General features: G+C 71.1%; 21 protein-coding genes and 3 pseudogenes. 18 read left to right on the top strand and 6 right to left on the bottom strand.

The window, feature by feature from the left end; genetic code table 11:
* Positions 1 to 239: 239 nt before the first annotated feature.
* Entirely contained in the window at positions 240 to 4,205 is a 3,966-nt protein-coding gene (locus tag EDD90_RS05560) for a S8 family serine peptidase (RefSeq protein WP_185148948.1), read from the bottom strand.
* 394 nt (positions 4,206 to 4,599) lie between these two features.
* On the opposite strand from EDD90_RS05560, the gene EDD90_RS05555 reads away from it, so the two are divergent.
* Positions 4,600 to 5,625, top strand: coding sequence for a LuxR C-terminal-related transcriptional regulator (locus tag EDD90_RS05555; protein WP_123972025.1), 1,026 nt, complete (start codon positions 4,600 to 4,602; stop codon positions 5,623 to 5,625).
* Positions 5,626 to 5,659: 34 nt separating this feature from the next.
* Here EDD90_RS05555 and EDD90_RS05550 read toward each other — a convergent pair whose 3' ends face one another.
* The gene (locus EDD90_RS05550; RefSeq protein ID WP_123972024.1) at positions 5,660 to 6,067 is read right to left on the bottom strand and encodes a hypothetical protein; all 408 of its coding nucleotides are present in this window, start codon (positions 6,065 to 6,067) and stop codon (positions 5,660 to 5,662) included.
* Positions 6,068 to 6,171: 104 nt separating this feature from the next.
* On the opposite strand from EDD90_RS05550, the pseudogene EDD90_RS05545 reads away from it, so the two are divergent.
* Together EDD90_RS05545 and EDD90_RS05540 are read left to right on the top strand one after the other, a co-directional pair.
* Positions 6,172 to 6,498: pseudogene (locus EDD90_RS05545) on the top strand (hypothetical protein); the annotation flags it as partial.
* A 31-nt stretch (positions 6,499 to 6,529) separates the two neighbouring features.
* Complete coding sequence (locus tag EDD90_RS05540) at positions 6,530 to 6,757, top strand: hypothetical protein (protein WP_221305067.1); 228 nt, start codon at positions 6,530 to 6,532, stop codon at positions 6,755 to 6,757.
* On the opposite strand, the gene EDD90_RS58865 is transcribed toward EDD90_RS05540, so the two are convergent.
* From EDD90_RS58865 to EDD90_RS55135, 3 genes are all read right to left on the bottom strand, one after another.
* The gene (locus tag EDD90_RS58865) at positions 6,705 to 7,286 is read right to left on the bottom strand and encodes a transposase (RefSeq protein WP_221305181.1); all 582 of its coding nucleotides are present in this window, start codon (positions 7,284 to 7,286) and stop codon (positions 6,705 to 6,707) included. The genes EDD90_RS05540 and EDD90_RS58865 overlap by 53 nt on opposite strands.
* 105 nt (positions 7,287 to 7,391) lie before the next feature.
* Positions 7,392 to 7,604: a hypothetical protein gene (locus EDD90_RS05530; RefSeq protein ID WP_123972022.1), complete on the bottom strand. Its 213-nt coding sequence runs from the start codon at positions 7,602 to 7,604 to the stop codon at positions 7,392 to 7,394.
* A gap of 31 nt (positions 7,605 to 7,635) precedes the next feature.
* Positions 7,636 to 7,860 carry a transposase gene (locus tag EDD90_RS55135; RefSeq protein ID WP_185148947.1) on the bottom strand — a complete coding sequence of 75 codons (225 nt, stop codon included), beginning with the start codon at positions 7,858 to 7,860 and terminating at the stop codon, positions 7,636 to 7,638.
* Positions 7,861 to 8,028: 168 nt separating this feature from the next.
* On the opposite strand from EDD90_RS55135, the pseudogene EDD90_RS05520 reads away from it, so the two are divergent.
* Positions 8,029 to 8,303, top strand: a pseudogene (locus tag EDD90_RS05520) (MBL fold metallo-hydrolase); the annotation flags it as partial.
* Between the two features lie 666 nt (positions 8,304 to 8,969).
* On the opposite strand, the gene EDD90_RS05515 reads toward EDD90_RS05520, so the two are convergent.
* A complete protein-coding gene (locus EDD90_RS05515; RefSeq protein ID WP_123972020.1) occupies positions 8,970 to 9,611 on the bottom strand; it encodes a helix-turn-helix domain-containing protein in 642 nt (213 codons plus the stop codon).
* Between the two features lie 205 nt (positions 9,612 to 9,816).
* Here EDD90_RS05515 and EDD90_RS05510 point away from each other — a divergent pair, with 205 nt between their 5' ends.
* The 14 genes and pseudogenes from EDD90_RS05510 to EDD90_RS58860 form a co-directional block, all read left to right on the top strand.
* Entirely contained in the window at positions 9,817 to 10,338 is a 522-nt protein-coding gene (locus EDD90_RS05510; protein ID WP_123972019.1) for a flavin reductase family protein, read from the top strand.
* Positions 10,335 to 11,219, top strand: a complete 885-nt coding sequence (locus EDD90_RS05505) for an MBL fold metallo-hydrolase (protein ID WP_123972018.1) — start codon at positions 10,335 to 10,337, stop codon at positions 11,217 to 11,219. Before EDD90_RS05510 ends, EDD90_RS05505 begins: the two co-directional genes overlap by 4 nt.
* A gap of 1 nt (position 11,220) precedes the next feature.
* Positions 11,221 to 12,441 (top strand): amidohydrolase family protein, encoded by a 1,221-nt coding sequence (locus tag EDD90_RS05500; RefSeq protein WP_123972017.1) that lies wholly within the window; start codon positions 11,221 to 11,223, stop codon positions 12,439 to 12,441.
* A 110-nt stretch (positions 12,442 to 12,551) separates the two neighbouring features.
* On the top strand, positions 12,552 to 13,310 hold the full coding sequence (locus EDD90_RS05495) for an ABC transporter ATP-binding protein (RefSeq protein WP_260327652.1): 759 nt from the start codon (positions 12,552 to 12,554) through the stop codon (positions 13,308 to 13,310).
* A complete protein-coding gene (locus EDD90_RS05490; RefSeq protein WP_123972015.1) occupies positions 13,307 to 14,176 on the top strand; it encodes an ABC transporter permease in 870 nt (289 codons plus the stop codon). Before EDD90_RS05495 ends, EDD90_RS05490 begins: the two co-directional genes overlap by 4 nt.
* A 50-nt stretch (positions 14,177 to 14,226) precedes the next feature.
* A complete protein-coding gene (locus tag EDD90_RS05485; RefSeq protein ID WP_123972014.1) occupies positions 14,227 to 15,399 on the top strand; it encodes an ABC transporter substrate-binding protein in 1,173 nt (390 codons plus the stop codon).
* A complete protein-coding gene (locus tag EDD90_RS05480; protein ID WP_221305066.1) occupies positions 15,399 to 16,775 on the top strand; it encodes an FAD-binding oxidoreductase in 1,377 nt (458 codons plus the stop codon). Before EDD90_RS05485 ends, EDD90_RS05480 begins: the two co-directional genes overlap by 1 nt.
* Complete coding sequence (locus EDD90_RS05475) at positions 16,772 to 17,557, top strand: creatininase family protein (protein WP_185148946.1); 786 nt, start codon at positions 16,772 to 16,774, stop codon at positions 17,555 to 17,557. The genes EDD90_RS05480 and EDD90_RS05475 overlap by 4 nt, the downstream gene beginning before the upstream one ends.
* An 11-nt stretch (positions 17,558 to 17,568) precedes the next feature.
* Positions 17,569 to 18,000, top strand: a complete 432-nt coding sequence (locus EDD90_RS05470; RefSeq protein ID WP_101401812.1) for a cupin domain-containing protein — start codon at positions 17,569 to 17,571, stop codon at positions 17,998 to 18,000.
* On the top strand, positions 17,997 to 19,544 hold the full coding sequence (locus EDD90_RS05465) for an amidase (RefSeq protein ID WP_123972013.1): 1,548 nt from the start codon (positions 17,997 to 17,999) through the stop codon (positions 19,542 to 19,544). The genes EDD90_RS05470 and EDD90_RS05465 overlap by 4 nt, the downstream gene beginning before the upstream one ends.
* A complete protein-coding gene (locus tag EDD90_RS05460) occupies positions 19,537 to 20,301 on the top strand; it encodes a cysteine hydrolase family protein (RefSeq protein WP_123972012.1) in 765 nt (254 codons plus the stop codon). The genes EDD90_RS05465 and EDD90_RS05460 overlap by 8 nt, the downstream gene beginning before the upstream one ends.
* Positions 20,298 to 21,365, top strand: a complete 1,068-nt coding sequence (locus EDD90_RS05455) for an acetamidase/formamidase family protein (protein ID WP_123972011.1) — start codon at positions 20,298 to 20,300, stop codon at positions 21,363 to 21,365. Before EDD90_RS05460 ends, EDD90_RS05455 begins: the two co-directional genes overlap by 4 nt.
* Positions 21,366 to 21,571: 206 nt before the next feature.
* The gene (locus EDD90_RS05450) at positions 21,572 to 22,495 is read left to right on the top strand and encodes a GNAT family N-acetyltransferase (protein WP_123972010.1); all 924 of its coding nucleotides are present in this window, start codon (positions 21,572 to 21,574) and stop codon (positions 22,493 to 22,495) included.
* A 439-nt stretch (positions 22,496 to 22,934) separates the two neighbouring features.
* Positions 22,935 to 23,593 (top strand): annotated as a pseudogene (locus tag EDD90_RS58860) (DUF6192 family protein); the annotation flags it as partial.

Here is a 23,593-nt window from a genome sequence, read left to right as displayed (position 1 = left end):
CCCCGTCCGTGACCGGACGGGGAGTCAGGACCTGCCTGAGTCCGGCGGCTGCCATCGCGCCCGCGATGACGTCAGACACGTGGCCGCCGGTACGGCGGGACCTCGCGGGCGCGGGCACCGGTGTGCGTCTCGGGCCGGGGCGGGGCCGTGCTCCCGCCCCGGCGTGTCCTGGAAGCGGCGTCGTCCGCTCGAAGGGCGAGGGCCCGTCGGGGGTTTCGCAACTCGCCCTGGTTCGGACGTCAGTAGGAGAACTGCTCCAGCCCCGTGCCCCAGCCGTTCACGACCCACCCCGTGCGGGCGTGCGGATCCAGGAAGAGTCCCTGGCGGCCGGTGAACTCGAAGTTGGAGCCGGCGACGGTGGAGATCACGAGGTTGGCCACCGCGTGGCGCGCCAGCACCTCGCCGGTCGCCGGGTTCAGCACCGTGATCTCGCTCATGGCGTTGTTGTCGGTCTCGACTTCGCTCTCGTAGAGGCTCGCCTCCACGGCGACCTGGTGGGTGCTGTCCAGGGTCGGCCAGACCGGGCCGCGGGTGCCGGTGTCGACCGTGGCGGACGGCGTGAGCGTCTTCTGGTCGGCGGTCAGCCAGGTGCTGGTGGGGAAATCGCCGCCCTCGGGATTGGGCTGGGCGGCGCCGACGGCGGCGTAGACCTTGTCGCCCCGGCCGTCGGGCAGCAACGCCGAGACGCACTGCGGCAGCGAGGTGACGGGGGTGACGGTGCCGGTGCCGAAGTCCACGCCGACCGCGCCGTAGGAGACGCGGCCGCCCAGACACGGTCCCATCGTTCCGGCGGTGGCGACGAACACCTCGCCGGTGGAGGCGTCCACCGAGACGTTGTTGTAGGAGCGGTACAGGTTGTTCGGGTTGAGCGCCAGCGACTTACCGACCTGTCCGGTACTCATGTCGACCGGCCAGACCCGGCTGAGGCCGCTGTCCGGCTCGTAGGTGGTGACCAGGCCGCGGTGACGGGCCGTGTCCACGGTGCCGCCCTCAAGGTAGGCGGTGCCGCTGATCAGGTCGGAGAGCGCGGTGATCTTCACCGGGGCGCCGGTCGCGGGGTTCTCCACGTCGATCCGGGCGTCCGAACCGGCGAACGGGGTGTGGATGATCAGGGCGTGGCCGCTGGCCGGGTCGGTACCGAGCACCTCCTGCATCGTCTGCCCGTCGGTGGACTCGGCGAAGGAGTCACCGGCGGTGCCGGTGGTGAGGTCGTAGCCGGTGGTGGCGGAACGGTCCAGGTGGTACACCTCGTCGCCGCCCGTCAGGGTGAAGGTGTCGGTGGAGACCAGCGCCTTGCCGCCGGAGACGGTGAAGCTCTCCACGGTGCCGGGGACCTGGTCGCCGTCGCGGTACTGCAGGAAGGACGTCGGGGACGCCTGGCCGATCGGCGAGCCGTGCCGGGTGGCGAGCACCCGCACCGGGTACTGCAGCCCGGTCGGCAGCTTGAGCGCCGACAGGTCCAGTACGGTGTGGCCCTTCACCGCGGGCAGCCTGACGGTGAGCGTGGACGGATGGTTGAAGCCGTCGTCGTCGCGGCGGCTGCCGTTCTGGTTGGTGACCGTGTTCAGCGAGCCGTACAGCGTGGGGCCGGGCGACATCACCTCGAACTCGGCGCCGTCCGCGCCGTGCACACCGGTCGCGTCCCAGTTCACGGTCACCCTCGGCGCGCTACGGGCGGTGTCGGCGGCGTGCGCACGGGTGTGGCCCTGCGTGGTCAGCAGCGGGGCATCGGGCCGTTCGTCGGCGGCAGGCCCGATGCGCAGGGCGCGGAAGTCGCCGTAGACGGGGAGCACTCCGTAGAGATCGGCCTGCCGGATGCCGACGCCGTAGAGTCCGGCGCCGCCCGCGGTGAAGGCGGAGGCGGGGATCGTCACGGTGCCCCTGGTCCGGGTGAGCGGCGTGGACCACTGGACGTTGAAGTCGTCCACCGCAGCGCTGGGGGAGTAGTGGCCGACGGAGGAGAGCACCAGGCGCGGGCTGTCCGCGCCGCGGAGGCCGGTGAGGTCATAGGAGACGCTGACGGACCGGCCGAGCGGGGCAGTACCGGCGGCCGCCGGGGCGAGCGCCTGGGCGTAGGTGCCGTCGCCGGCGAGGAAGGTCAGACGCTGCGAGAGTTCGCCGACCACCTTGCCGCCCCGCAGCGCCTGGAAGGTGACGGGCACGCTGCGGGTGGTGTCGGAGGCGAGCGGCAGCCCGGCGGCGCCCAGCAGCTGGGCGGGCATGAGGCGCAGGCTCGGCGTCCTGGCGGTGAACACGCCCTTGTCGCCGACCCTGACCCGGTAGGTCAGGCCACTGAGATCCCCGGTCATGTCCAGGCCGAGCGTGATCGGCGAGACGGCGTTCTGGCCGGTCGGCATCCCGTTGCCGTCCGCGGGCCCTGCCAGGTCGATCGCCGTGGGGTCGGTGGACTCGGTGAAGGCGGTCCCGTACTGCGTGGGCAGCAGCTGCCGCTGGGCCACCGAGAGCCGCACGGGCCGGGGCGCGATGCGGTAGGTCTTGGCGAGGACCCTTTCCACGGCGCGGGTCACGTCGAGCTGGGTTCCCATGGTGAGCGGCTGATCGGCCTGCGGGGGCTGTGCGATGGAGTTGCCCGTGGAGACGAGCAGGTCGCGGACCTGGCGCGGGGTCAGGCTCTGGTGGGTGGCCTTGGCGGCCTGAAGCACGTCGGCCACCGCGGCGGCGATCTCAGGGGCTGAGGCAGAGGTGCCGCCGTTCAGCACGACCTCCACATCCTGCGCCTTGCAGGGGCTGGAAGTGCAGACGTGCATGAGGGACGGCAGGTCGTCACCGGGAGCGGCGAGGTCGATGCGGGTGCCGAAACCGGACGAGTAGGCGGCCGAACCGTTGTAGCGGGTCGTCGGGTAGACGCCCTGCCGGGTGTCGGCGGAGCTCAGTGTGTCGTCGGTGGTGGTGGCACCGGCCGCGATGACACCGCTGTCGACCACCTTCGAGGGCGTGCTGGTGGGCTCCACGTCGTCGATGTCGGTCTGGGCGCTCGCCTTGGTGGTGGTGTCGGTGGGGGTGCTGCCGCCGTCGGGGCCGACGGAGACGGGCAGGGCGAGCCGGGTGCCGTCGTTGGAGGAGACGACCACGGCGATGCCGGACTTCACGATGGAGGCCAGGGTGGCCCGGATCGTCGGGTCGTCCTCCAGGTAGCGGCCGGGGAAGCCGATCTGCTCGTCGGTGCCGAAACCGAGGCTGGCGGTGATGACGTCCGGCCGGGGCTTCTGGTTCGCGGCGGCCTTCAGCGCGGCGGTGATGCCCTCGTAGCTGGCCTCCTGCGGCACGACGAGACGGTACTGGGCGCCGGGGGCTATGCCGAGCAGGTCGGTGGCGCCGCTGCCGGTGGCGCCGGGGCGCTGCCGGTCGTGCGGGAGCGGGGCCATCATCGAGAAGTCGAGGAGCACCTCGCCGAGGTTCGGATCCTGCCCCTCGGTCGAGCCGAGGGGGTTCAACTTGCCCTCGTTGTCAGCCGTGTAGGTGGGGATGAGCGGCATCGACGGCTCGTCGAGGTAGCGCCGGCCGTTCTTGACGACGGTGGTGGGACCGTACACCCGTACGTAGTCGTCGCCGCCGTCGGCCATCGACTGGTCGGTGAGATCGCCGATGGAGACGTTGGTGACGATCTGTCCGGCGCCGGGCAGGGCGTGCAGGTAGGCGGCCGCGTCAGCGAAGGCGCCGGCGGCATCCACGCCCTGGGCGTTGAGGTAGGACTGGAAGGACGTGCTGAGGCCGTCGTTGGCGGGCAGGCCGGTGGCCGGGCCGGGCTGGGGAGCCCTGCGGGCGTCCTGCCGCAGCGCCGCCTTCGCCGCGGCGGGCAGCTTCACGGGGCCGGTGTTCATCGGCTGTACGGGTGCCTGCTGCGCGGCGGCGCCCTGCTTCGTGCCGAGGGTGTAGGAGGCACCGCGGGCGGCCGCGGCGCGGGCGGTGAGCGCGGTGGTGGAGGGGGTGATCGTGGCCCCGAGTCCGGTGCGGCCGGCCGAGCGCGGCACCGGGAAGGCGCGGGTGCGGCCCTGCGGGTCGGTGAGGGTGCCGGTGCCGTCGTCGGCCCAGACCACCTTCGAGCCGTCCGCGAGCGTCAGGCTGTGGTGCGCGGGCGCGGGCGGTGCGGGGGCGCCGGCGGGCGCGGCGACGGCTGGGCCGGCCGCCACCAGGGGGACCAGCAGGGCCAGCGCGGCGGCTGCCTGTCTTACGTGTCGGTGCATCAACATGCTCCTTGCGCGCGGGGACTTCGGGGCGGCGCGGGTGCGGGTCTGCCCGGCGGGGGCAGCTCCTGCCGGTTCCCGCCGCCGCGAAACGCCTGGCCGATCGGGTTGGTGTGGCGGTGTACCGGGGTGCGCGGCAGGGAGTTGCTGATCACCTTGGGACGGGTGTGCCGACGGGGACAAGGAAATGCCGGTGCGGCTGAGCGCAGTTGCACTTTCGCGCGACGCGGCAGCGGTCTGCCGGACGATAGTTGGCCCAGGAATGATGTGGTTGGGGCAGGTTTACGGACCCGGTCGTGACGGCGTGGGAACGCTCCCTCGCCGGTCCGGAGCGCGCGGTACGGGGTTAAGATCACCCCAATTTCACCCGGCGAACGACAGCAGGGGCCGCCCGATGGCCGCGGAGCCGCAGATCCCGCAGGTGCCCTGGAGTGGCCTGGGGTTGCCGCCGCTGGCCGGGCGAGTCCTGGAGTACCTGGTCGCGCACCCGGAGACGGCCCCCGCCGAGGCGGCGGCGGCCCTGGGCGCGTCGACGTCCGATGCCGCCCAGGCCCTTCGGCTGCTGGAGTCCGAACTGCTCGCCGTCCGCGCCAGTGGACACGCGGACCGCTGGAGCGCCAGCCCGCCACGCCCGGCGCTCGGCAGCCTCCTGGCCCGCCGCCGCGAGGAGCTGGCGAGTCTGGAGACCCACGCCGAGCTGCTGCACGAGATGCACATCTCGGTGACCAACCACCGTTTCGCTTCGGACCAGTTCGAGATCCTCGACACCGAGGAACGGGTCACCGCTCGCTACGCCCATCAGCTGAGAGCGGCCCGGCGCGAGGTGCTGCACCTGGTGATGCCGCCGTACGTGGCGGCGGTCGACGGGGTGCCGGACAGGCTGGCCGTACAGGCGGCGGCGATCCGCACGGGGGTCCGCTTCCGGTCGGTGTACGACAGCGACACCCTCACCGACGAGATATCGCTGGAGACCGTGCGGCGCGGCGTGGAGATCGGTGGCGAGGTGCGACTGTCCAGCGGCCTGCCGATGAAGCTGGTGATCTTCGACGGCACCACCGCGATCATGCCTCTGCGGCGGGAAGACGCGGCGGCCGGCTCACTGCTGGTGCACTCCCCGACGCTGCTGCACGTGCTGGCAGCGCTGTTCGAGAGCCTGTGGGCGCACGGGGTGCCCTGGGGACAGGAGGGACGCCCAGTGCCGCCGGCGCCCGCCTCCGACACGCCGAACCCGCGGGCACGCGAGGTCCTGCGGCTGCTCTCGGTCGGCATGAAGCAGGATTCGATCGCCCGCACGCTGGGGGTGAGCCGGCGCACCGTGCAGAAGGACATCAGCGACATCGGCACGGCGTTGGGTGCGCGCAACCACTTCCAGATCGCGCTGCTCGCCCAGGAGCGCGGCTGGCTGACTCCGCGCCGGTGACCGTAGACCTTCGTGGAGCCGCCCGTCCGGGCAGTCAGGGAGGCGGCGGCAGCGGACATCCCCCACCCGGTGACGACCGCGCCACCTCACCGAACTGGTCGCCTCGGTCACCCGCCCCGTGCGCCAGCTCATCGGATTCACCCGTGCCGACCTTGCTGGCCGCGAGTTCCCTGTCGTCGAACTCTAGGTCCAGAAGTCCACTGACCACCACATCGGTCTGGCTGAGGCCCCGCTGCGCCAGGACCACGGCGAGGTCGGTGGCGTTCGCGTCCACGACCTCGACCGCCGGAGGGAGCGCGGCCAGGCGCTGTGCGAACCGCGGATTGACCTCGACCGCGATGTAACGACCGCGTCCCGCGAGGCGCCGCTGGAGTGCGTGGGTGAAGGCGCCGGTGCCCGGGCCGAGTTCCACGACGACCGGGGAGCCGGCTCGGGGCACCACTGCTGTCGCCACCCTGGCCAGCGCCGGACTGCTCGGCGTGATCGCGCCGACCGTCAATGGATGCCGCGCCCGGCCCGCGGGACGCGGACGTGCGCTCGACGCCCGGACAGGCGGCGAAGGCGAAGTCGCAGGTGCCGGTGTGGCGTGAGGGACTGGCCTGGTCGGTGCTGTCGGTGGACTATCAGCGCATCCTTGAGGCCCTGGCGGACCGGCACCGGCTCCGTCAAGGGCCGCTGACCTGCGAGGAGTTGGCCACCTTGTTCGGCCTGGACGCGGTGCCGGCCAAGGTGGAGGCGCTGCGGTCGAAGGCGAAACGCCTGGTCGCGCGGGGCTGGTTGGCCGAGCGGCAGCCGGGCCGGCCTGGACTACGTGGTCACTGTTCTGTTCGACGACTTCTGCAACGCAGACGATCCCGCGCCGTGGCTGGGTAAGAGCCTGCGGACGGAGGAGGAAGTCGCGCTCATGAAGGAGTTGGGCAAGGTCTACTCGACCGTGCAGGAAGAAGTAGGTCGTGGTGCCCCGGACGAGGTCTATCTAGACGCTTCAGCCTGGGGCACCGTGATCGCAGTCGCGGGCAGGTTGGCTCAGGTGATGGTCACCAATGACCTCCAGGCTGCGGCACTCCTGCATGAACAGCTCAACCTTCCTCCGCACCGGAAGCCCGCTGAAGGTGCATCGACGGCTGAGTGAGGATGCGAGTGCGGAGGAGACCGAACGAGGCTCGGCCATACATAGCCCTCTTGAGCGTTTTAACCCTATTTACGTGTCCCTCGACGACCCCGGAGCTCCAGGGCAGGGTGAGTCCGGCGGTGACGGCGTCGAGGTCCTGGCGGAGGAAGCCGGCGAAGCCCTTCATGGGCTTTGGTGCGTCATGTTCGGCCTGCGGGATCCACTCCAGCAGGAGGTATCCGCGCTGGTGGCGGACCAGTTCGGCGAACGCCCTAGCGAGGTCGCAGGCCCGGGTGATGTCCGGGCAGGCGAGACGAACCTGATGGAGGCGCTCGTTTTGGCTGTCGGTGTGGGTCTCACGGGGCCGGAGGTGACCTTGCGCGGGCTGGGGATGTCTGCCCGGACCGGTTCTGCGGTGCCCGCGCGCAGGGCGGCGAGGTGTTTGCGGACGACCTGGCGGCTGCCCCGGTAACCGCGGGCCTGGATCTCCAGGAGCAGCCGGGTGCCGCTGACCTGGCCCTGCGCCTCGGTGAAGCGGGCGCTGAGGTATGCCTTGAACGGCTCCAGGACACCGTCGGGGCGGCGTTCGCGAGCGGAGGCGAGCAGCTGGTCGAGGTTGGTCTCGCGGAAGCGGCGGACGGTCTTGCGGTCGCGGTTAAAGGCGTCGGGCGATCGCGCTGATCGTCCAGCGCTTCTCCAGCAGGCGGTGGATGTCCTCGTAGCGGTGGCGGGTGCGCTCGATGATCTGTGTGCGGGGCAGTTCCGTGGGCGGTAACAGCATCGGGGTCACCTCGGGCACTTCGGCCGCCGACTCCTCCTCGGCTCGTTTGCGAAGGCAGTCGCGGTGCTGGTGGCAGGTCTTCTCCACCGCGGCGGACAGGTTCTGTAACAGGTGCCATCTATCGGCGACTTCGGGCGTTGGGGGCGGCTTCCCTGACCGCCTTGGTGTAGGCGGTCGCCCGGTCCCGGCAGATGATCTCCGCGCCGGGATGGTCCTTGAGCCAGGCCGCGAACGTCTCGGAGGTACGGTCGGGCAGTACGTCCACGACCCGGCCGGCCTCGACGCCGACGTCGACCAGCACGGTGCCGTAGGTACAGCCTTTGCGGAAGGCGAACTCGTCCACCCCCAGCACTCGCGGGGCACGGTCCGGCACTGCCGGCGCCGTCAGCAGCCTGAGCAGCCACGTCCGGCCCGCGGTCAGCCGCAGGCGGCGGCACAGCCGTGCGGCGGGACGGCCGCCCAGCTCGATCGCGATCGACCGCAGCCAGCCCGCCAGCCCAGTGCTGGAACGGCGGTACCGGTGCTTCACACCCCCGGTCACACACCGGGTGCCGTCTCACTGCATGCCCCGGAACTGGGCACGGTGTTCACGGGCGACACCCTGTTCGCCGGCGGCCCCGGGGCAACCGGGCGGTCGTACTCCCACTTCCCGGCCGTCATCCGCTCCATCCGGGACCGGCTGCCGGTCCTGCCGCCCGAGACAGTGGTCCGCACCGGCCACGGCGAGTCGACCGCCATCGGCACCGAAGCCCTGCATCTCCAGAGTGGATCGACCGAGGCTACTGAGACCCCCCGCACGCTTCGTTCTGCGTCCGGGGCCATCGCATGCTGTGCGCCCGCGCTCTCAGTGGGCGTTTGATGTTGATTTGCACCGACCGTTTTGCAGCACTTTGCCTGACTTTATTGCCAATGTCATGGCATGAAATACCTGGAAGATCTCTACTGGTAGGGGTCTTCCATCCCATTGCTAAACCAGACGGAACTTGAGCGGCACGTGCGAACCAAACGGGCGGTCCGATCGCCACCTCGGAGCGCGCGAATGCGCTCCTACAGGTCAAAGCCTCACGAAAGCCGCAGACCTTAAAGTGGACACATCCTTACCAATCATCACTAAACGCCCACTCAGAGGGCGTCAGCTAGCACGCGGTGTTGCCGTCTGCACCGTAGCCACGCCCTCCATTGTGCTGTCAGAAGCTGTGTCTGAGCCGTTCATGTCATATCGAACGGAGGGTGCTGTACGGCGTCTACGAGTCGGGCAACGGCATGAACCACCTGGACCCGCTGTTGCCGCGACGGACCGCAACACGGCTACCCACAGCCTCGCGGAGTTTCTGCGCAAGGATCCTCCACGCCTCGCTGCGGCGAGCCGAACCGAGGCGACACGGGTCGTCCGCCTCCCTCAGCCGGATGCCCTGCGGTCGGACACCTGTGACCCGTTCGGCCATGTCTGCGTCACGGATGCCGGTCGGCTTCGCCCGTCGCGTTCTGGACGGTGAGGAGCCGTACCCGTGAACCGTCACCGACGGCGCGCCAACGGTGGGGAGTTCCGCCAGGGTAGTAGATGCTGTCTCCCGGTCCGAGGACGTGGAGACGGGGCCCCTCCGCGGTCTGCAGGTCGATCTCGATCTCGCCGGCCACGACGTAGACGAACTCGTCACCAGGGTGGTCGTAGTACTCGTCGAACCGCTCCCCGACCCCGGTGTACTCCACGGGGTGGGCGGAGTAGGAGGGGGCCCCGAGCATGCGCGCCGTGCCGCCACGGTTGGCCACGGGCAGGCCCTCGCCCGAGCGCACCAGGTGGACGGAGCCGGCCGAGGTGCCGGGATGCTGCACCGCCGCCACGGTCATGAGTGCCTGCTGGGTGGTGCCGAGGGCGCGGGCGATGCGGTGCAGCGATGACATGCTCGGGCGGGTCAGCCCCCGCTCCAGCTGGCTGAGGAACGGGTGGGAGAGCGTGGCGCGCTCGGCCAGCTGGACGAGGGTCAGGCCCCGCTCCTTGCGCAACTTGCGGATCGCGCTGCCGAGTTCGGCGCGCAGAAACGCGTCCGTGTCCCCGGTGGCGGGCGACGTGCTGCGGGCGGGTTGGGCTGCCATGGCAGGAATCCTAAGGGGCGAGGTCGGCGGGCCGTTAAAGGTCCCGGAGGCGGCCAGGGAGAGATTTTACGCCGGTGAAACACCGAGGTCCTAGCCTCAATGTTGATGGCACGAACATTCTAGGTGTCGTCGAGTTCCACCGAGTCCATCGAGTCGCACGGGTCGTACGTGCCTCCTCGTCCCGCCCAGTTCCAAGGGAGCCCCCATGGCCGCGGCCACCTCCGACCGTTTTGTCGCCTGCCCGCCGGACTCCGCCTTCCTGGACGCCATGGCCGCTCTGGCCGGGGGTGTCTGTGTCGTCACCGCCCTGACCTCCGAGGGGCGCCCGGTCGGCTTCACCAGCACCGCCGTGATGAGTCTGAGCCGCGAACCGCAACTGCTGGCCATCGGGGTGGGCCGCGGCGGCCGTTCGCTGCCCGCGCTGCTCGGCGGCCGCAGGTTCGCGCTGAACATCCTGCACTCCGGCGGCGAGCACGTCTCCCGGCGCTTCGCCGACCGCACCGCCGACCGGTTCGCGGACCTGGAGTGGTCGGCCGAGGAGTGCGGCGGGCTGCCGCTGCTGCTCGCGCACAGCTCGTACACGGTGCTGTGCCGCGTCGTACGTGACCTCCCGGCCGGGGACCACCACCTGATCGTCGCGGCCGTCGAGGACGTGGTGACCGGAACCGGCGGACCGACCGCGCTCGTGCACCATGACCGCCGCTACCACGCGCTCGGTGCCGCGTGAGCGGCCCCGACTGGTTCCAGGTCGCCGAGACCGGCCCGGGTGCCTTCGTGATCGGCGAGCCCGGCCACGTCAACAGCTACCTCCTGCTCGGCGACGAAACGGCCCTGCTCTACGACACGGGAATGGGCATCGCCGACATCGGCGAGCAGGTGCGGCGGCTGACCAGGCTGCCGCTGCTGGTCGTCAACTCGCACCATCACTTCGACCACCGCGGCGGCAACGCCTCCCTGGCCGCGTACGCCGAGGACATCGCCGTACACGCCGACGGAGCCGCCCTGCACACGACTCCGGCCCCGTACGAGTGGCTGGAGGCGTACGGGCACCTCGCGCACGACCTGCGCAAGCGGTACGAGGAGTTCCACGCCCTGGACGCCGGCGGTTTCTTCCTGACGGACTCCCGCGTCGAGGTGCGGCCGGTCCCCGACCTGGCCCACTGGCGCGTCGAAGCCGTACGCCCGACCCGCCTGCTGCAGGAAGGAGACGTCCTCGGCCTGGGCGGCCGGAGCCTGAAGGTCCTCCACACCCCCGGGCACTCTCCGGACGGCATCTGCCTGTGGGAGCCGGAGACCGGGCTGCTGCTGGCCGGGGACACGCTGATCAGCGGTACCTTCTTCGCCCATGTGCCGGGCGCCGACGTCGCCGCCTTCGCCGGCTCGACACGCCGCCTCGCGGAGTTGCCCGTCACCACCGCGCTGCTCGGCCACAACCTGCGGCACCGGGAGTCGGCGGACTTCGTGGGCCGGGTCGCCGAGGCGTTCGCGGCCGTACGGGACGGCCGCACCCTCCCGTACGCCTCCACCGACATGTTCGGCGTCCCCGTACGCCGTCATGACTTCGACGGTTTCGCGGTGCTCACCGCGCCGCACGGAACGGACCGCTGACATGCCGCCTCTGCTGCTACGCGGCGCGCGGCTGCCCGACGGAGACGTCCGTGACCTCCTGCTCGACCCGGACAGCGGTCTCGTCGCCCGGGTCGCCCCACCCGGCCTGCTTCCCCCCGGCCCCCAGGAACTCGACCTGACCGGGTATCTGCTCCTGCCCGCCCCCGCGGAACCGCATGCCCACCTGGACAAGGCCCTGACCTGGGACCTGGCGGGCGCCCTGCCCGGAGACCTGCCCTCGGCCGTCACCGCCTGGCGCGCGTACGCCGCGCGGGTCACCGAGGAGGACGTGTTCCAGCGCGCCGGGCGGGCCGTCGACGAGCTCTGTGCGAACGGTGTGACGGCCGTCAGGACCCACGTGGATCTCCTGACGGACGACGGCAGTCACAGCACCGGTGATCCGCTGCGCGGCCTGCGCGCCCTTCTCCGGCTGCGCAGCCAGCTCCGGGGGCGGGTACGGCTCCAGATCGCCGTCCTGCACATCGACGCCCCGGACGAGCTGCTGCACCAGGCGCTCGACCTCGGCGCGGACCTGCTGGGCGGCTGCCCCCACCTGTCCGCCCACCCGGCCGCGTCCGTGGAACGCACCCTGCGCATCGCCGCGGAGCACCATGTCGGGGTCGACCTGCATGCGGACGAGACCCTCGATCCGGGTGCGGGGGACCTGCGCCTGCTCGCCCGTGCCGTGCGGAAGCGTGGCTTCGTCCCGGGCGTCACCGCGAGTCACTGCGTCAGCCTGGGCGCGGTGGAACCGGACGAGGCGGCGCGTACGGCCAAGGAGGTCGCGGCCGCCGGGATCGGCGTGGTCGCCCTCCCGCTCACGAACCTCTACCTCCAGGGCCGCGGCCACCCGTCGTCCACCCCGCGCGGCCTCACCGCCGTACGCGCGCTGCTGGACGCCGGCGTGAAGGTCGCGGCCGGTGCTGACAACATCAGGGACCCGTTCAACCCCGTGGGCCGCGCGGATCCTCTGGAGACCGCGTCCCTGCTGGTCACGGCCGGTCATCTCGCCCCGGACGAGGCACTGCACGCGGTCACCGCGGGCGCCCGCGCCGTCCTCGGCCTGCCTGCGGCAGGACCGTGCGAGGGCGCTGTCGCCGATCTTCTGGCGGTGCGTGCGCAGACCGTGTCGGAGGTGCTCGGCGCGTCCTGTCCCGAGCGGCTCGTCTTCGCCGGCGGGCGGCTGGTCAGCCGTACGTCGGTGGTCCGCGAACTCTACTGAGACCGGCCCACCGCCCGGTCCTGACGAATGGATACCGCCGTGACACTGGCCGGAAATAATCAATGTTCATGCTATCAACATTCCGTACTGTGGCACTGAAGGGAGCTGATGTGCCGACCATCGCCGAAGAGACGCTCGACGCGACGCTGCGATTCGAGAGCGTCGACAAACACTTCGCCAACGGGACCACCGCCCTGACCGGCCTCGAACTCTCCATCGCCATAGGTGAGTTCGTCGCCGTCGTCGGCCCCTCGGGCTGCGGCAAATCCACCCTGCTCCGCCTCGCCTCCGGCCTGGACACCGCTTCCGGCGGCACCGTCCACGCCCCCACCGACTCGGTCGGCTACGTGTTCCAGGACCCGACCCTGCTGCCCTGGCGTACCGTCCTCGCCAACGTCGAACTCCCCGCGGAACTCACCGGAACCCCGAAGGCCGAACGGCGCGAGCGGGCGCTGGACGCCCTTCGGCTGGTCGGCCTTGAGGGCTTCGAGAAGCAGTTGCCGGGGCAGTTGTCCGGAGGCATGCGGATGCGCGTGTCCCTGGCCCGGGCCCTCATGACCCGGCCCTCGCTGTTCCTCCTCGACGAACCGTTCGGCGCCCTCGACGAGATGACCCGCCTGCGCATGCAGGAGGAACTCCAGCGCATCTACGCCGAGACCGGCTTCGCCGCCCTGTTCATCACCCACTCGGTGACCGAAGCCGTCTTCCTGGCCGGCCGGGTCGTCGTGATGTCGGCACGCCCCGGGCGGATCACCGCCTCCTTCGACGTCCCCTTCCCCCATCCCCGCCCGGCCGAGCTGCGTTACGACCCCGAGTTCGGCCGAATCGCCGGCGAGGTCTCCGCGGCACTGCGTGGAGGGTTCCAGTGAGCGCCGACATCACCGCCCCGGCCGAAGTGGCCGTAACGGCATCGGAGTTGACGAAGACCGCGCGGCAGGCCCGCCCGCGCCGGATCCGGCCCGCCACCGTGCTCACCCCGCTCGGCTCGCTCGGCGCGGCCATCGGCGTCTGGTACGCCGCGAGCTATCTGCTGCTCAGCCCCGACCGGCGCTTCCTCGTCCCGCCCCCGCAGCAGGTGCTGACCGTGTCCTTCCTCGACTGGACCCATCTGCAGCCGATGCTCCAGGCCCTGTGGCTCACGGCGCAGGTCGCGCTCGTCGGGCTGCTCATCGCCTCCGTGCTGGGGGTGACGGCGGCGGTGCTGATGAGCAGGGCCCGCTGGCTGGAGCGCTCGCTGTACCCGTACGCGGTCGTCCTGCAGACCGTGCCGATCCTCGCGATCGTGCCGCTGATCGGCCTCTGGTTCGGCTTCGGCTTCACCAGCCGGGTGGTCGTCTGTGTCCTGATCGCCCTCTTCCCGATGATCGCCAACACCTTGTTCGGCATCCAGTCGGTCGACCGTGCCCACCACGACCTGTTCACCCTCCAGCGGGCCAGCCAGTGGGCCCGGCTGCGCAAGCTCGAACTGCCCGCCGCCCTCCCCTCGGTCTTCACCGGTCTGCGCACCTCGTCCGGCCTGTCCGTGATCGGTGCGATCGTCGGCGACATGTTCTTCAAGCAGGGCGAACCCGGCATCGGCACCCTGCTCGACGTCTACCGCTCCCGGTTGCAGTCCGAGGACCTGTTCGCCGCGATCATCCTCGCCTCGCTCTTCGGCGTCGTGGTCTTCGCCGTCTTCACCCTCGTGGCGCGACTCGCCGTGGGCTCCTGGCACGCCTCGGCCGATCGGCCGTAGGCCGCCCCCGCCTTTCCCTCGTCCCCGCCCGTCCGTCAGGGAGTTCAGTCATGCCCTCTTGCGCCAGACGCGCCGCCATCGCGGGCGTTTCCTCAGCAATCGCCCTGGTATCGGTCACCGCCTGTGGCGGTGGCTCCACGGCCTCCACCGGCTCCGCCGACAAGCTCCAGGCGGCTCCCGCCGCGCAGAACCTGGCCGGCGTCTGCCCCAAGACGGTCGTCGTCCAGGTCGACTGGGAGCCCGAGGCCGAACACGGCCCCCTCTACAACCTCGTCGGCCCCGGCTACACCGTCGACAGCGACAAGAAGCGGATCACCGGACCGCTGGTCATCGGCGGCAAGGACACCGGCGTCGACATCCAGATCCGGGCCGGCGGCTCCGCCATCGGCTACCAGACCGTCCCCTCGCAGATGTACGTCGACAAGAGCATCACCCTCGGCACGGTCACCACCGACGTGGCGATCACGGCGTCCGCCAAGCAGCCGGTCACGGCCGTCGCGGCACTGATGAAGAAGAGCCCGCAGGTCCTGATGTGGGACCCCGCCACCCACCCCGACTGGAAGACGATCGCGGACATCGGAAAGTCGAACGCGAAGGTCGTCTACGTCAACGGCAGCACCTACGCCTCGCTGCTGGTCTCCAAAGGCCTGATCAAGAAGAGCCAGCTGGACGGGAGTTACGACGGCGCGCCCGCCCGCTTCGTGTCCAACCCGGGCATCGCCCAGCAGGGCTTCGCCACCGCCGAGCCGTACATCTACCAGCACGAGGTGTCGGCCTGGAAGAAGCCGATCAGGTACCAGCTCCTCGCGGACGTCGGCTACAACGTCTACCCCGAAGCCCTCTCGGTGCGCAGCGGCGAGTTGACGTCCCTCAGCCCCTGCCTGAAGAAGCTCGTCCCCGTCCTGCAGCAGTCGGCCGCCGACTTCGCGGCCAAGCCGTCGGCGACCGTCAAGCTCATCGCCGACCTGGTCCAGCAGTACAACACCGGCTGGGTCTACTCCGAGGGCACCGGCACCTTCGCCGCGAAGCAGATGGTCAAGCTCGGCATCCTCGGCAACGAGGCCGACGGAAGCGTCGGGAGCTTCGACACCAAGCGCGTCGCCTCCGCCCTGAAGACCTTCACCCCCCTCGTCGAGCAGAGCGGCGCCAAGGTCAAGGCGGGACTGACCGCACAGGACCTGGCGACCGACGAGTTCATCGACCCCTCGATAGGACTGAAGTGATGACGACCGCGAACCTGACCGCACTCACCGAACTCGTCCCCGACGGACGGGCTCCGGGCATGACGGAACGCCGGCCCACGCCAGGCATCGAGGAATTCTGCGCCGAGGCCATCGAACTCCTCGGCACCGACGGGGTGATCCGTGACCTGGCGGCACGGGAGAAGGCCTCCTGCGACTGGGCGCACATGTCGCCGATCCTGTCCGCGCGCCTTCCCGCCGGACACGCCGAGGCCGTCGTGCGCCCCTCCGCGCACGACCAGATCCCGGGCATCCTGGCCCTGGCCCACCGCCACCGCATCCCCCTCACCCCGCGTGGCAAGGGCACCGGCAACTACGGCCAGGCGATCCCGCTCCACGACGGTGCCGTGCTCGACCTCACCGGCTGCGGCCGGATCCTCGACGCCGGCGACGGCTGGATCCGCGCCGAGGCCGGGGCGAGGATGTCCGACCTCGAAGGCCACGCCCGCACCCTCGGCCAGGAGTTGTGGATGTTCCCGTCCACCTTCGGCACCACGGTCGGCGGTTTCCTCTCCGGCGGAAGCGGCGGCACCGGCTCTCTCGTGCACAAGACCAACAGCGACGGTTTCGTGCAGGAGTTGACGGTGGTGCCCTGCACGGCGGACGCCGAGCCCTTCACCGTCCGGGACGCGGAGGCACTGCCGTACATCCACGCCTACGGCACCACCGGGATCATCGCCACCGCGACCGTACGGCTCCAGCGGGCCCGCACCTGGACCGGCCTGTTCGCGGCCTTCGCCGACTGGGCGTCCGCCACCGCCGCGCTGTCGGCGCTCGTACGCCTCGAACCGGCACCGCGCCTGGCCTCGCTGGACGAGGCCGGCCTCGTGGGGGTCTACCGGCCCGACCCGGCGCTGGACCCGACGGCCCTGAGTGTGCGCGCGATCATCGAGGAGGAGGCCGTCGACGAGGCACGGGCGATCGTCCAGTCGCACGGCGGCAGCGTCCTCGACATCCGGCCCGCACCGGACGGCCCCGCGCTGATCAGCTCGATGTCCTTCAACCACCCCACCTACCACCTGATGAAGGCCGAGGACGGCTGGTTCCACCTGGAGATCGGCGGCGACGTCCTGCTTGGCGACACCACCGAGATCCGGAAGGTCTTCCCGGACACCCTGCTCCACCTGGAGGGCATGCGCTCCGGCACGGTCGGCATGCTCATGGCCCGCTACCAGGACGAACAGACCGTCTACGACGGCATCGCCGCCCTTCAGGCGCTGGGCGTCCGTGTGCACAGCCCGCACAACTGGTACGTCGACCGCCGCCTTGACCTCGTACGGGAGACGGCCCGTACCGTCGACCCGCTCGGTCTGCTCAACCCCGGCAAGATCCCCGCCGCTTCCGAGGAGACGCCGTGACCTTCACCCGGTTCATCGACCTCAGCGGCCCGGAGATCGAGCGGTTCGGCGAGGACACCGTCGCCGTGCTGCCGGTCGGCGCGATCGAGCAGCACGGGCCCCATCTGCCCGTCGCCACCGACTACTACATGGCCGAGGCGGTCGCCGAGGGCGCCGCCCGGCTCGCGGGGGAGAGCTGCGACATCACGCTGCTGCCGGGCCTCGCCTACACCAAGTCCGACGAACACGCCTGGTCCCCGGGCACGCTGTGGCTCAGCGCCCGCACCCTGCTGTCCGTCCTCGACGACCTCGGCCGCTCCCTGGCCGCAGGCCCCGTACGCAGACTGGCCTTCCTCAACGCGCACGGCGGCAACAGCGCCCTGCTCGGCGTCGCCCTGCGCGAACTGCGCACCCGCCACGGCCTGCGCACCTTCCTGCTGCACGCGTCCCTCCCCGCCGACCAGGGCGGCACGTCCCCGGCCGCGGAGTTCGGGATGGGCGTGCACGGCGGACTCAAGGAAACCGCCGCCATGCTCCACCTCCACCCGGACCTGGTGGACATGACACAGGCGCGCCGCAGCGTCCCCGAACATCTCACCTCGTACGAGCACATCGGCTTCGGCAAGCCGGTGTCCTTCGGCTGGACCAGCGACGACTTCGCCACCGGCAACGGCCTCATCGGCGATCCCACGGGAGCCACGCCCGAACTCGGCCGCAAGCTCGTCGACGCGTCCGTCTCGGCGGCCGCCGCCGCGTTGCGCGAATGCGCGCGCTTCCTGCCCGACCGCCCCTTGACCTCCTGAGAGAGCCCGCGATGACCGACGCCCCGCTGCACACCCCGCTGCGTGACATCACCGCCCACCACATCACCGCCGGCGACACCGTCAAGCTCGCCGTGCTCACCGGCCCCCGGGACGGCTCGCCCACCACCGTCGTCTTCGAGGTCTGGGAACCGGGCGGCGCCCAGCCCCTCAACTGGCACCCCGAGTCCGTCGAGACGTTCGTCGTGCTCGCCGGCCACGGCCGCGCCGCCAGCGACGAGCACGAACGCGACCTCGCCCCCGGCGACGTACTGGTTCTGCCCGCCGGGTCCAAACACCGCATCGTCAACACGTCCGCCACCGATCGCCTTTACACCCTCACCGTCATGTCCCCCGACGAAGGCTTCGCCGACCTCATCGAACGCGGGCCGGTGACGACGCTGGACGAGCCGGACCTGGCCGTCCTGCGAGCGGGAACGCCGTGAACGCGGACCTCCTCGCCGCCTTCTGGGCATACGAACAAGCCCTCGCCGTCAACGACCTGACCGGCCTGGACCACTGGTTCCTGGACGCACCGGACACCCTGCGCGCCGAGGGCGACACCGTGCTGGTGGGCCACGCCGCCATCGCCGGCTTCCGGCGGGGGAGGGGCGGGGCTCCGGCGCGGGTCGTGGAGCGGGTACACGTGGTCCGGCCGGCCGCGCGGGTCGCGGTCGTCACCGCCGAGACCCGGCGGCAGGACGGGGGGCGCGGACTCCAGACCCAGGTGTGGCGGCACACCGACGCCGGGTGGCGGATCGCCGCCGCGCACGTGAGCGCCGTATCCGCGCCGGCGCCGGACGACCGCCCTGACCCGGCGGTGTGGCGGGTGGCCGACGGGCCGCTCGTGGCGTCCAGCGGACAGGGCCCGCTGTCCCATGTCCGCCTCGCGGTGAAGGACCTGTTCGCGGTGGCGGGACAGCGCGTCGGCGCGGGCAACCCCGCCTGGCTGGCCGAGGCCCGCCCGGAAACCGCTCACGCCGACGCCGTACGGCGGCTGCTCGACGCGGGCGCCGAACTCACCGGCATCGCCCAGACCGACGAACTCGCCTTCAGCCTCGCCGGCACCAACCCGCACTACGGCACCCCCGCCAACCCCGCCGCACCCGGCCGGATCACCGGCGGCTCCAGCAGCGGCCCTGCCGCCGCCGTGGCCCGCGGCTGGGCGGACCTGGGGCTGGCCACCGACACCGCCGGCTCGATCCGTGTGCCCGCCTCCTACTGCGGCCTGTACGGCTGGCGGCCCACCCACGGCGCCACCCCCGACGGGGGCCTGCTGGCGCTGGCCCCCTCCTTCGACACCGCCGGACTCCTGGCCCACGACCCCGTCCTGCTGCGGACGGCGGCCGAGGCGCTGCTGACGCCGGGCGACACCACCGCGCCGATCACCCAATGCATGGTGGACGAGGAACTGGTGCCGCTCGCGGAACCCGAGGTCCGAGCCTCCTTCGAGGCCGCCTGCCGGGCACTGACCCTGCGTACGGCGCTGCCCCTGGCGCCTGCCCGCACCGGAGCCGCCGAACACCTGGAGGAGTGGTTCGCCGCCTTCCGCACAGTCCAGGCCGCCGAAGCCTGGGAGCAGCACGGCGCGTGGATCACCCGTCACCCGGGCGCGCTCGCCCCGGACGTCGCGGCACGCTTCGAGAACGGACGCCGGGTGAGCGCGGCCGAGCGGGCGCGGGCGGAACAGGTCCTGTCCGACGCGCGGAAGGCGCTGGACGCCGTACTTCCGCCCGGGACCGCCCTGCTGCTGCCCGCCACGAGTGGCCCCGCCCCTCTCGCCGACGCGCCGCCCGAGGAGGTGGAGGCCGTCCGTGCCGCCACCCTCCGGCTGACCTGCCTCGCCTCCCTGGCCGGACTCCCGGCGGTCGTCGCCCCGCTGCTGCGGGTGCGCTCGCTGCCCGTGGGCCTGTGCGTGCTGGGCGCCCGGGGCACCGACCGAGCCCTGCTGGACTTCGTCACCGATTCGAGGAACCCCGCGCATGCCTGAGGCCCACGGCCTGATCGGGCCCAACTCCCGCAACGCCTGGCGGGCGCACGGCAAGACCGTCGTACTGGCCCGCCCCCACCGCGACCCGCACCCCGTCACCGTCGAGGCACTGCCACAGGCCGTGACCGCCGACCTTGCCGCGACCGCGCTGATCGTCGTCGACATGCAGAACGACTTCTGCTCGCCCGACGGCTGGCTCGCCTCCATCGGCGTGGACGTGGCCCCCGCGCGCGCCCCCGTCCCCGTCATCGCCGGCCTGCTGCCTCCGCTGCGCGCCGCGGGCGTCCCCGTCATCTGGCTCAACTGGGGCAACCGCCCCGACCGGGCCAACCTCCCGCCCGGCGTCCTGCACGTCTACGACCCGGACGGCACCGGCGGCGGCATCGGCGCCCCGCTCCCGGGCGGCAGGGTACTGGAGCAGGGCAGCCCCTCGGCCGCGATCGTCGCCGAACTGGAGACCGCGGACGGCGACCTCCATGTCTCCAAGTACCGGATGAGCGGCTTCCAGGACACCGAACTGGACAGCGTGTTGCGCAACCTGCGGGTCGACACCGTGCTGTTCGCCGGCGTCAACGCCGACCAGTGCGTCCTGGCCACCCTCATGGACGCCGCGAACCTCGGCTACGACGTCGTCATGGTCCAGGACGCGGTGGCCACCACCTCGCCCGCGTACTGCATGGACGCCACCCTCTACAACGTCCGCCAGTGCTTCGGATTCACCCTCACCGCCGGGGCCCTGCGGGAGGCCCTGAAGTGAAGCTCCTCCAACCCGGACTCGGCCCCCTGGACGGTGACCACTACCTGGCCGCCGACCCGTCCCGGGTGCACTGGGGCCTGCTGCCCAACGCCACCGCCGAACCGGCGCTGACCGTCCGCTCGGGCGAGACCGTCACCTTCGACACCATCAGCCACGAGGGCATCCTCGAAGACCAGGGCCGCGATCCGGCCGCCTTCTTCGGGGCGGCCGGTATCGCCGCGAACGGCCTGCTTAACGACGCGGTCGAACTGGCCGCCTCCGCACGCGAACACCTGCCGCAGACACATGGCCCGCACGTCGTCACCGGACCCGTGGCACTGCACGACGCACGGCCCGGTGACGTACTGGAGGTCGAAGTCCTGACCCTGCTCCGCCGGGCTCCCTACGGGGTGATCAGCAACCGGCACGGCAAGGGCGCCCTCCCCGGCGAATATCCGCAGACCCCCCAGGGCGAGCCGGCCAGCATCATCGCGACCGTCGGAGACGACGGCCGGGGCCGGCTCCCGGTCGGCGACGGCCGCCAACTCGGCTTCTCTCTCCGCCCCTTCCTCGGCATCATGGGCGTCGCCCCGGCCACCGAATCCCCCGTTCACTCCGTCCCGCCCGGCCCGCACGGCGGGAACATCGACGTCCGCCACCTCGGCACCGGCGCCCGGCTCTTCCTCCCCGTCCAGGTCCCCGGGGCCCTCTTCTACGTCGGCGACCCGCACTTCTCCCAGGGCGACGGCGAAGTCGCCCTCACCGCCTTCGAGGCCCCCCTGCGCGCCACCCTCCGCCTCACGCTCCACACGGACCCGGCCACCCGCTCTCTGGCCGCCCGGCTGCGCGCACCGTTCGCGGAAACGCCGTCCGAGCACATCGTGCTGGGCCTCGACCGCGACCTCGACGAGGCCCTGCGCAACGCTGTACGCGACGCACTCACCCTCCTCACCCACCGGTTCGCCGTCCCCGGCCCCGTCGGCCTGGCCTACCTCAGCGCGGCCGCCGACTTCCACGTCTCCCAGGTGGTCGACACCGTCAAGGGCGTCCACGGCCGCATCTCCAAGGCGGACCTGATGTGCTGAGCCGTTGTCGTCCGAGGGCTGACCACGGGCCGGCAAGGACGAACCAACCGGCGGGCGGGCGCATGGCCGCGATCACGTCGCTGGGCACATCCATGAGGGCAGACCATTGCTACCGGTAAGAGCGTGGCGTAAGAAGTTGAGCGTTGTACATATTGAGCTCCGTCTGTCGGTCGACATGGAAGAACGGATGGCGCAGGGTTCACCCCATGTCTGTTCCTTCCTCGATGCTGTTGCCGATCGGTTACCGCAGTCGATCGGCTACCACTGCTGACGCCCACGCAGTTCACCGTTTGGTCACAGCGTGCGAGTACGAGCTGTACGGCCGTGCAGTGACTGGCTCCGATCGCATCGCCGCTGATCTCAGCTTGCCTGGCCTGAAGCTCAAGTCCGACACGGTGCTCGTGCCCGACTCTGCGGGAGGGCTGGCCGGCTGGGGGTGGGTGAAGGGCCGGCGGGCTACGGTCCACGTGCACCCCGATCACCGGGGGCGGGGCCTTGGAAGTTCGCTGCTCGCCTGGGCCGAGGCGCGGGCCCGGCAGCTGGGAAGCAATTCGCTTGCCCAGACGGTCTCCGACAGCGATCACGCGGCCGGCGCGCTCCTGCGGTCCAGTGGGTACCGCCGGCTTGTCACTGAGTGGCTGCTGGAGATCGCGATGCCTGTCGAACCAGAGGTGCCTGAGCCGCAGGGCGGTATCACGGTCCGGTTGTTTCGGCCCGGTGACGAGCAAGCGGCATACCAGGTCACCGAGGACGCGTTCGACGAGTGGCAGCAGCGGCGAAAGACCTACGCGGAATGGGCCCGGCATACCGTCGAACGAGCAACGTTCGCCCCTGCGGCATCACCGGTCGCGTTTGCTGGCGATCAGATGGTCGGCGCGGTGCTGTCGCTGGACGTCCCGGGCAACGACGAAGGGTACGTCGAGCGCGTCGCGGTACGACGCGACCACCGCAACCGAGGGATCGCTCGCATGCTGCTGCAGGCAGCGTTCCACGCCTTCTACCGGCAAGGGAAGCAGACCTGCACGCTGTGGACGCACTCGAACACCGGTGCGCTGTCGCTGTACGAGCGGATTGGCATGACGGTCCAGCGCAGTTCCACGGTCTATAGCAAGGCGCTCACCACCGGGTAGCCGAAGCCGGCTGGTTTTATGGTGGCGCCATGGAGGAGGGGGTGCCCCGGCTGAGACTGATCGTACTCGCAGCCGACGACTCCGGGCCGCGACTGTGTCGCGGATGCGGTGGTCCGCTGATGCCGACGGCGAGGGCGACGGCGGTGTTCTGTTCGTCCTCTTGCCGGTCGAGGCATGGGCGGCGGATGCGGCGTGTGCGGTCGAGGACCGAGGCGGTGAAGGCCGACGTGACGTCCAGTTGCCCGGAGTGTGGGGCGTCGTGGACGGTGGGGGTCGAGCATCCTGCCTCAGCAACGTACTGCTCTCCCGCGTGCCGTAAACGAGCCTGGCATACGCGGCGCGCACGGTCCGGCGAGTCGTGAGCCTGCGCGTCTGATGGAAGCTGGGCCGCTTCGGGCGCCGGGCCGATACGCCCTTCTCTGTCGGGCGAGGCGGTCGGATGGTGCGAAGTGACGAATGCCCAGGGCGAGTTGACGGCAAGGTCAGGTGCCGCACCCGGGGCTCGTGGGGGGGCGTCCGGATGACCGGGATGGTCGGCAGTGTGACCCGGCAGCGCTACGACGAGCTGGTCAAGCAGGGGCGGGACTGGGTCGAGACGATGAGCGGTGTCCAGTGGCAGCTTGGGGACGCTGGCCTGGAGATCGAGCCGATGCGCTCCTACGGGGGCACGAACCCGTCGGGGAGCGAGGAGTTGTTCACCGTCAGCGAGGCGATCCGGATGTTCGCCGAGGACATCGGCCTGGCCTATTCGACCGTCCGGAACTACCGGTGGGTGGCCTCGCGCTGGCCGAAGGAATGCCGGCGGGCGTGTGTCTCCCACACCATCCACAAGATCCTCTCCTCCATCCCCGAGGAGCAGGAACGGTTCGAGGCGGTCGACAACCCCCGCCCAACCCGCGCGGCGGGCCCGCGCGCTGGACGCATGACAGCGCGAAGCGGATCGTCGGCTGGAAGGTCGACACCCCCGAGAGCGTCCAGGAGAAGGTGGACGCGATCCACGAACTGGCCGCCGATGACCAGGTGGCCGCGCGGGTGGCCACCGACTTCCTGCGCCGCCCCGCCGTCGCCTCGAAGGCCATGGCCGACGACACGGCCAGG

It is taken from the genome of Streptomyces sp. Ag109_O5-1, from assembly GCF_003814875.1.
GTDB classification, from domain to species: domain Bacteria; phylum Actinomycetota; class Actinomycetes; order Streptomycetales; family Streptomycetaceae; genus Streptomyces; species Streptomyces sasae.
Note: the sequence above shows the minus strand (reverse complement) of the source record. Positions and strands in the feature narration are given on the sequence as shown.

Coding starts and splice junctions, on each gene's coding strand:
- EDD90_RS05560 (WP_185148948.1), bottom strand. CDS start 4,205: ATGCACCGACACGTAAGACAGGCAGCCGCCGCGCTGGCCCTGCTGGTC.
- EDD90_RS05555 (WP_123972025.1), top strand. CDS start 4,600: ATGGCCGCGGAGCCGCAGATCCCGCAGGTGCCCTGGAGTGGCCTGGGG.
- EDD90_RS05540 (WP_221305067.1), top strand. CDS start 6,530: ATGAAGGAGTTGGGCAAGGTCTACTCGACCGTGCAGGAAGAAGTAGGT.
- EDD90_RS05515 (WP_123972020.1), bottom strand. CDS start 9,611: ATGGCAGCCCAACCCGCCCGCAGCACGTCGCCCGCCACCGGGGACACG.
- EDD90_RS05510 (WP_123972019.1), top strand. CDS start 9,817: ATGGCCGCGGCCACCTCCGACCGTTTTGTCGCCTGCCCGCCGGACTCC.
- EDD90_RS05500 (WP_123972017.1), top strand. CDS start 11,221: ATGCCGCCTCTGCTGCTACGCGGCGCGCGGCTGCCCGACGGAGACGTC.
- EDD90_RS05485 (WP_123972014.1), top strand. CDS start 14,227: ATGCCCTCTTGCGCCAGACGCGCCGCCATCGCGGGCGTTTCCTCAGCA.
- EDD90_RS05480 (WP_221305066.1), top strand. CDS start 15,399: ATGACGACCGCGAACCTGACCGCACTCACCGAACTCGTCCCCGACGGA.
- EDD90_RS05470 (WP_101401812.1), top strand. CDS start 17,569: ATGACCGACGCCCCGCTGCACACCCCGCTGCGTGACATCACCGCCCAC.
- EDD90_RS05460 (WP_123972012.1), top strand. CDS start 19,537: ATGCCTGAGGCCCACGGCCTGATCGGGCCCAACTCCCGCAACGCCTGG.
- EDD90_RS05450 (WP_123972010.1), top strand. CDS start 21,572: ATGTCTGTTCCTTCCTCGATGCTGTTGCCGATCGGTTACCGCAGTCGA.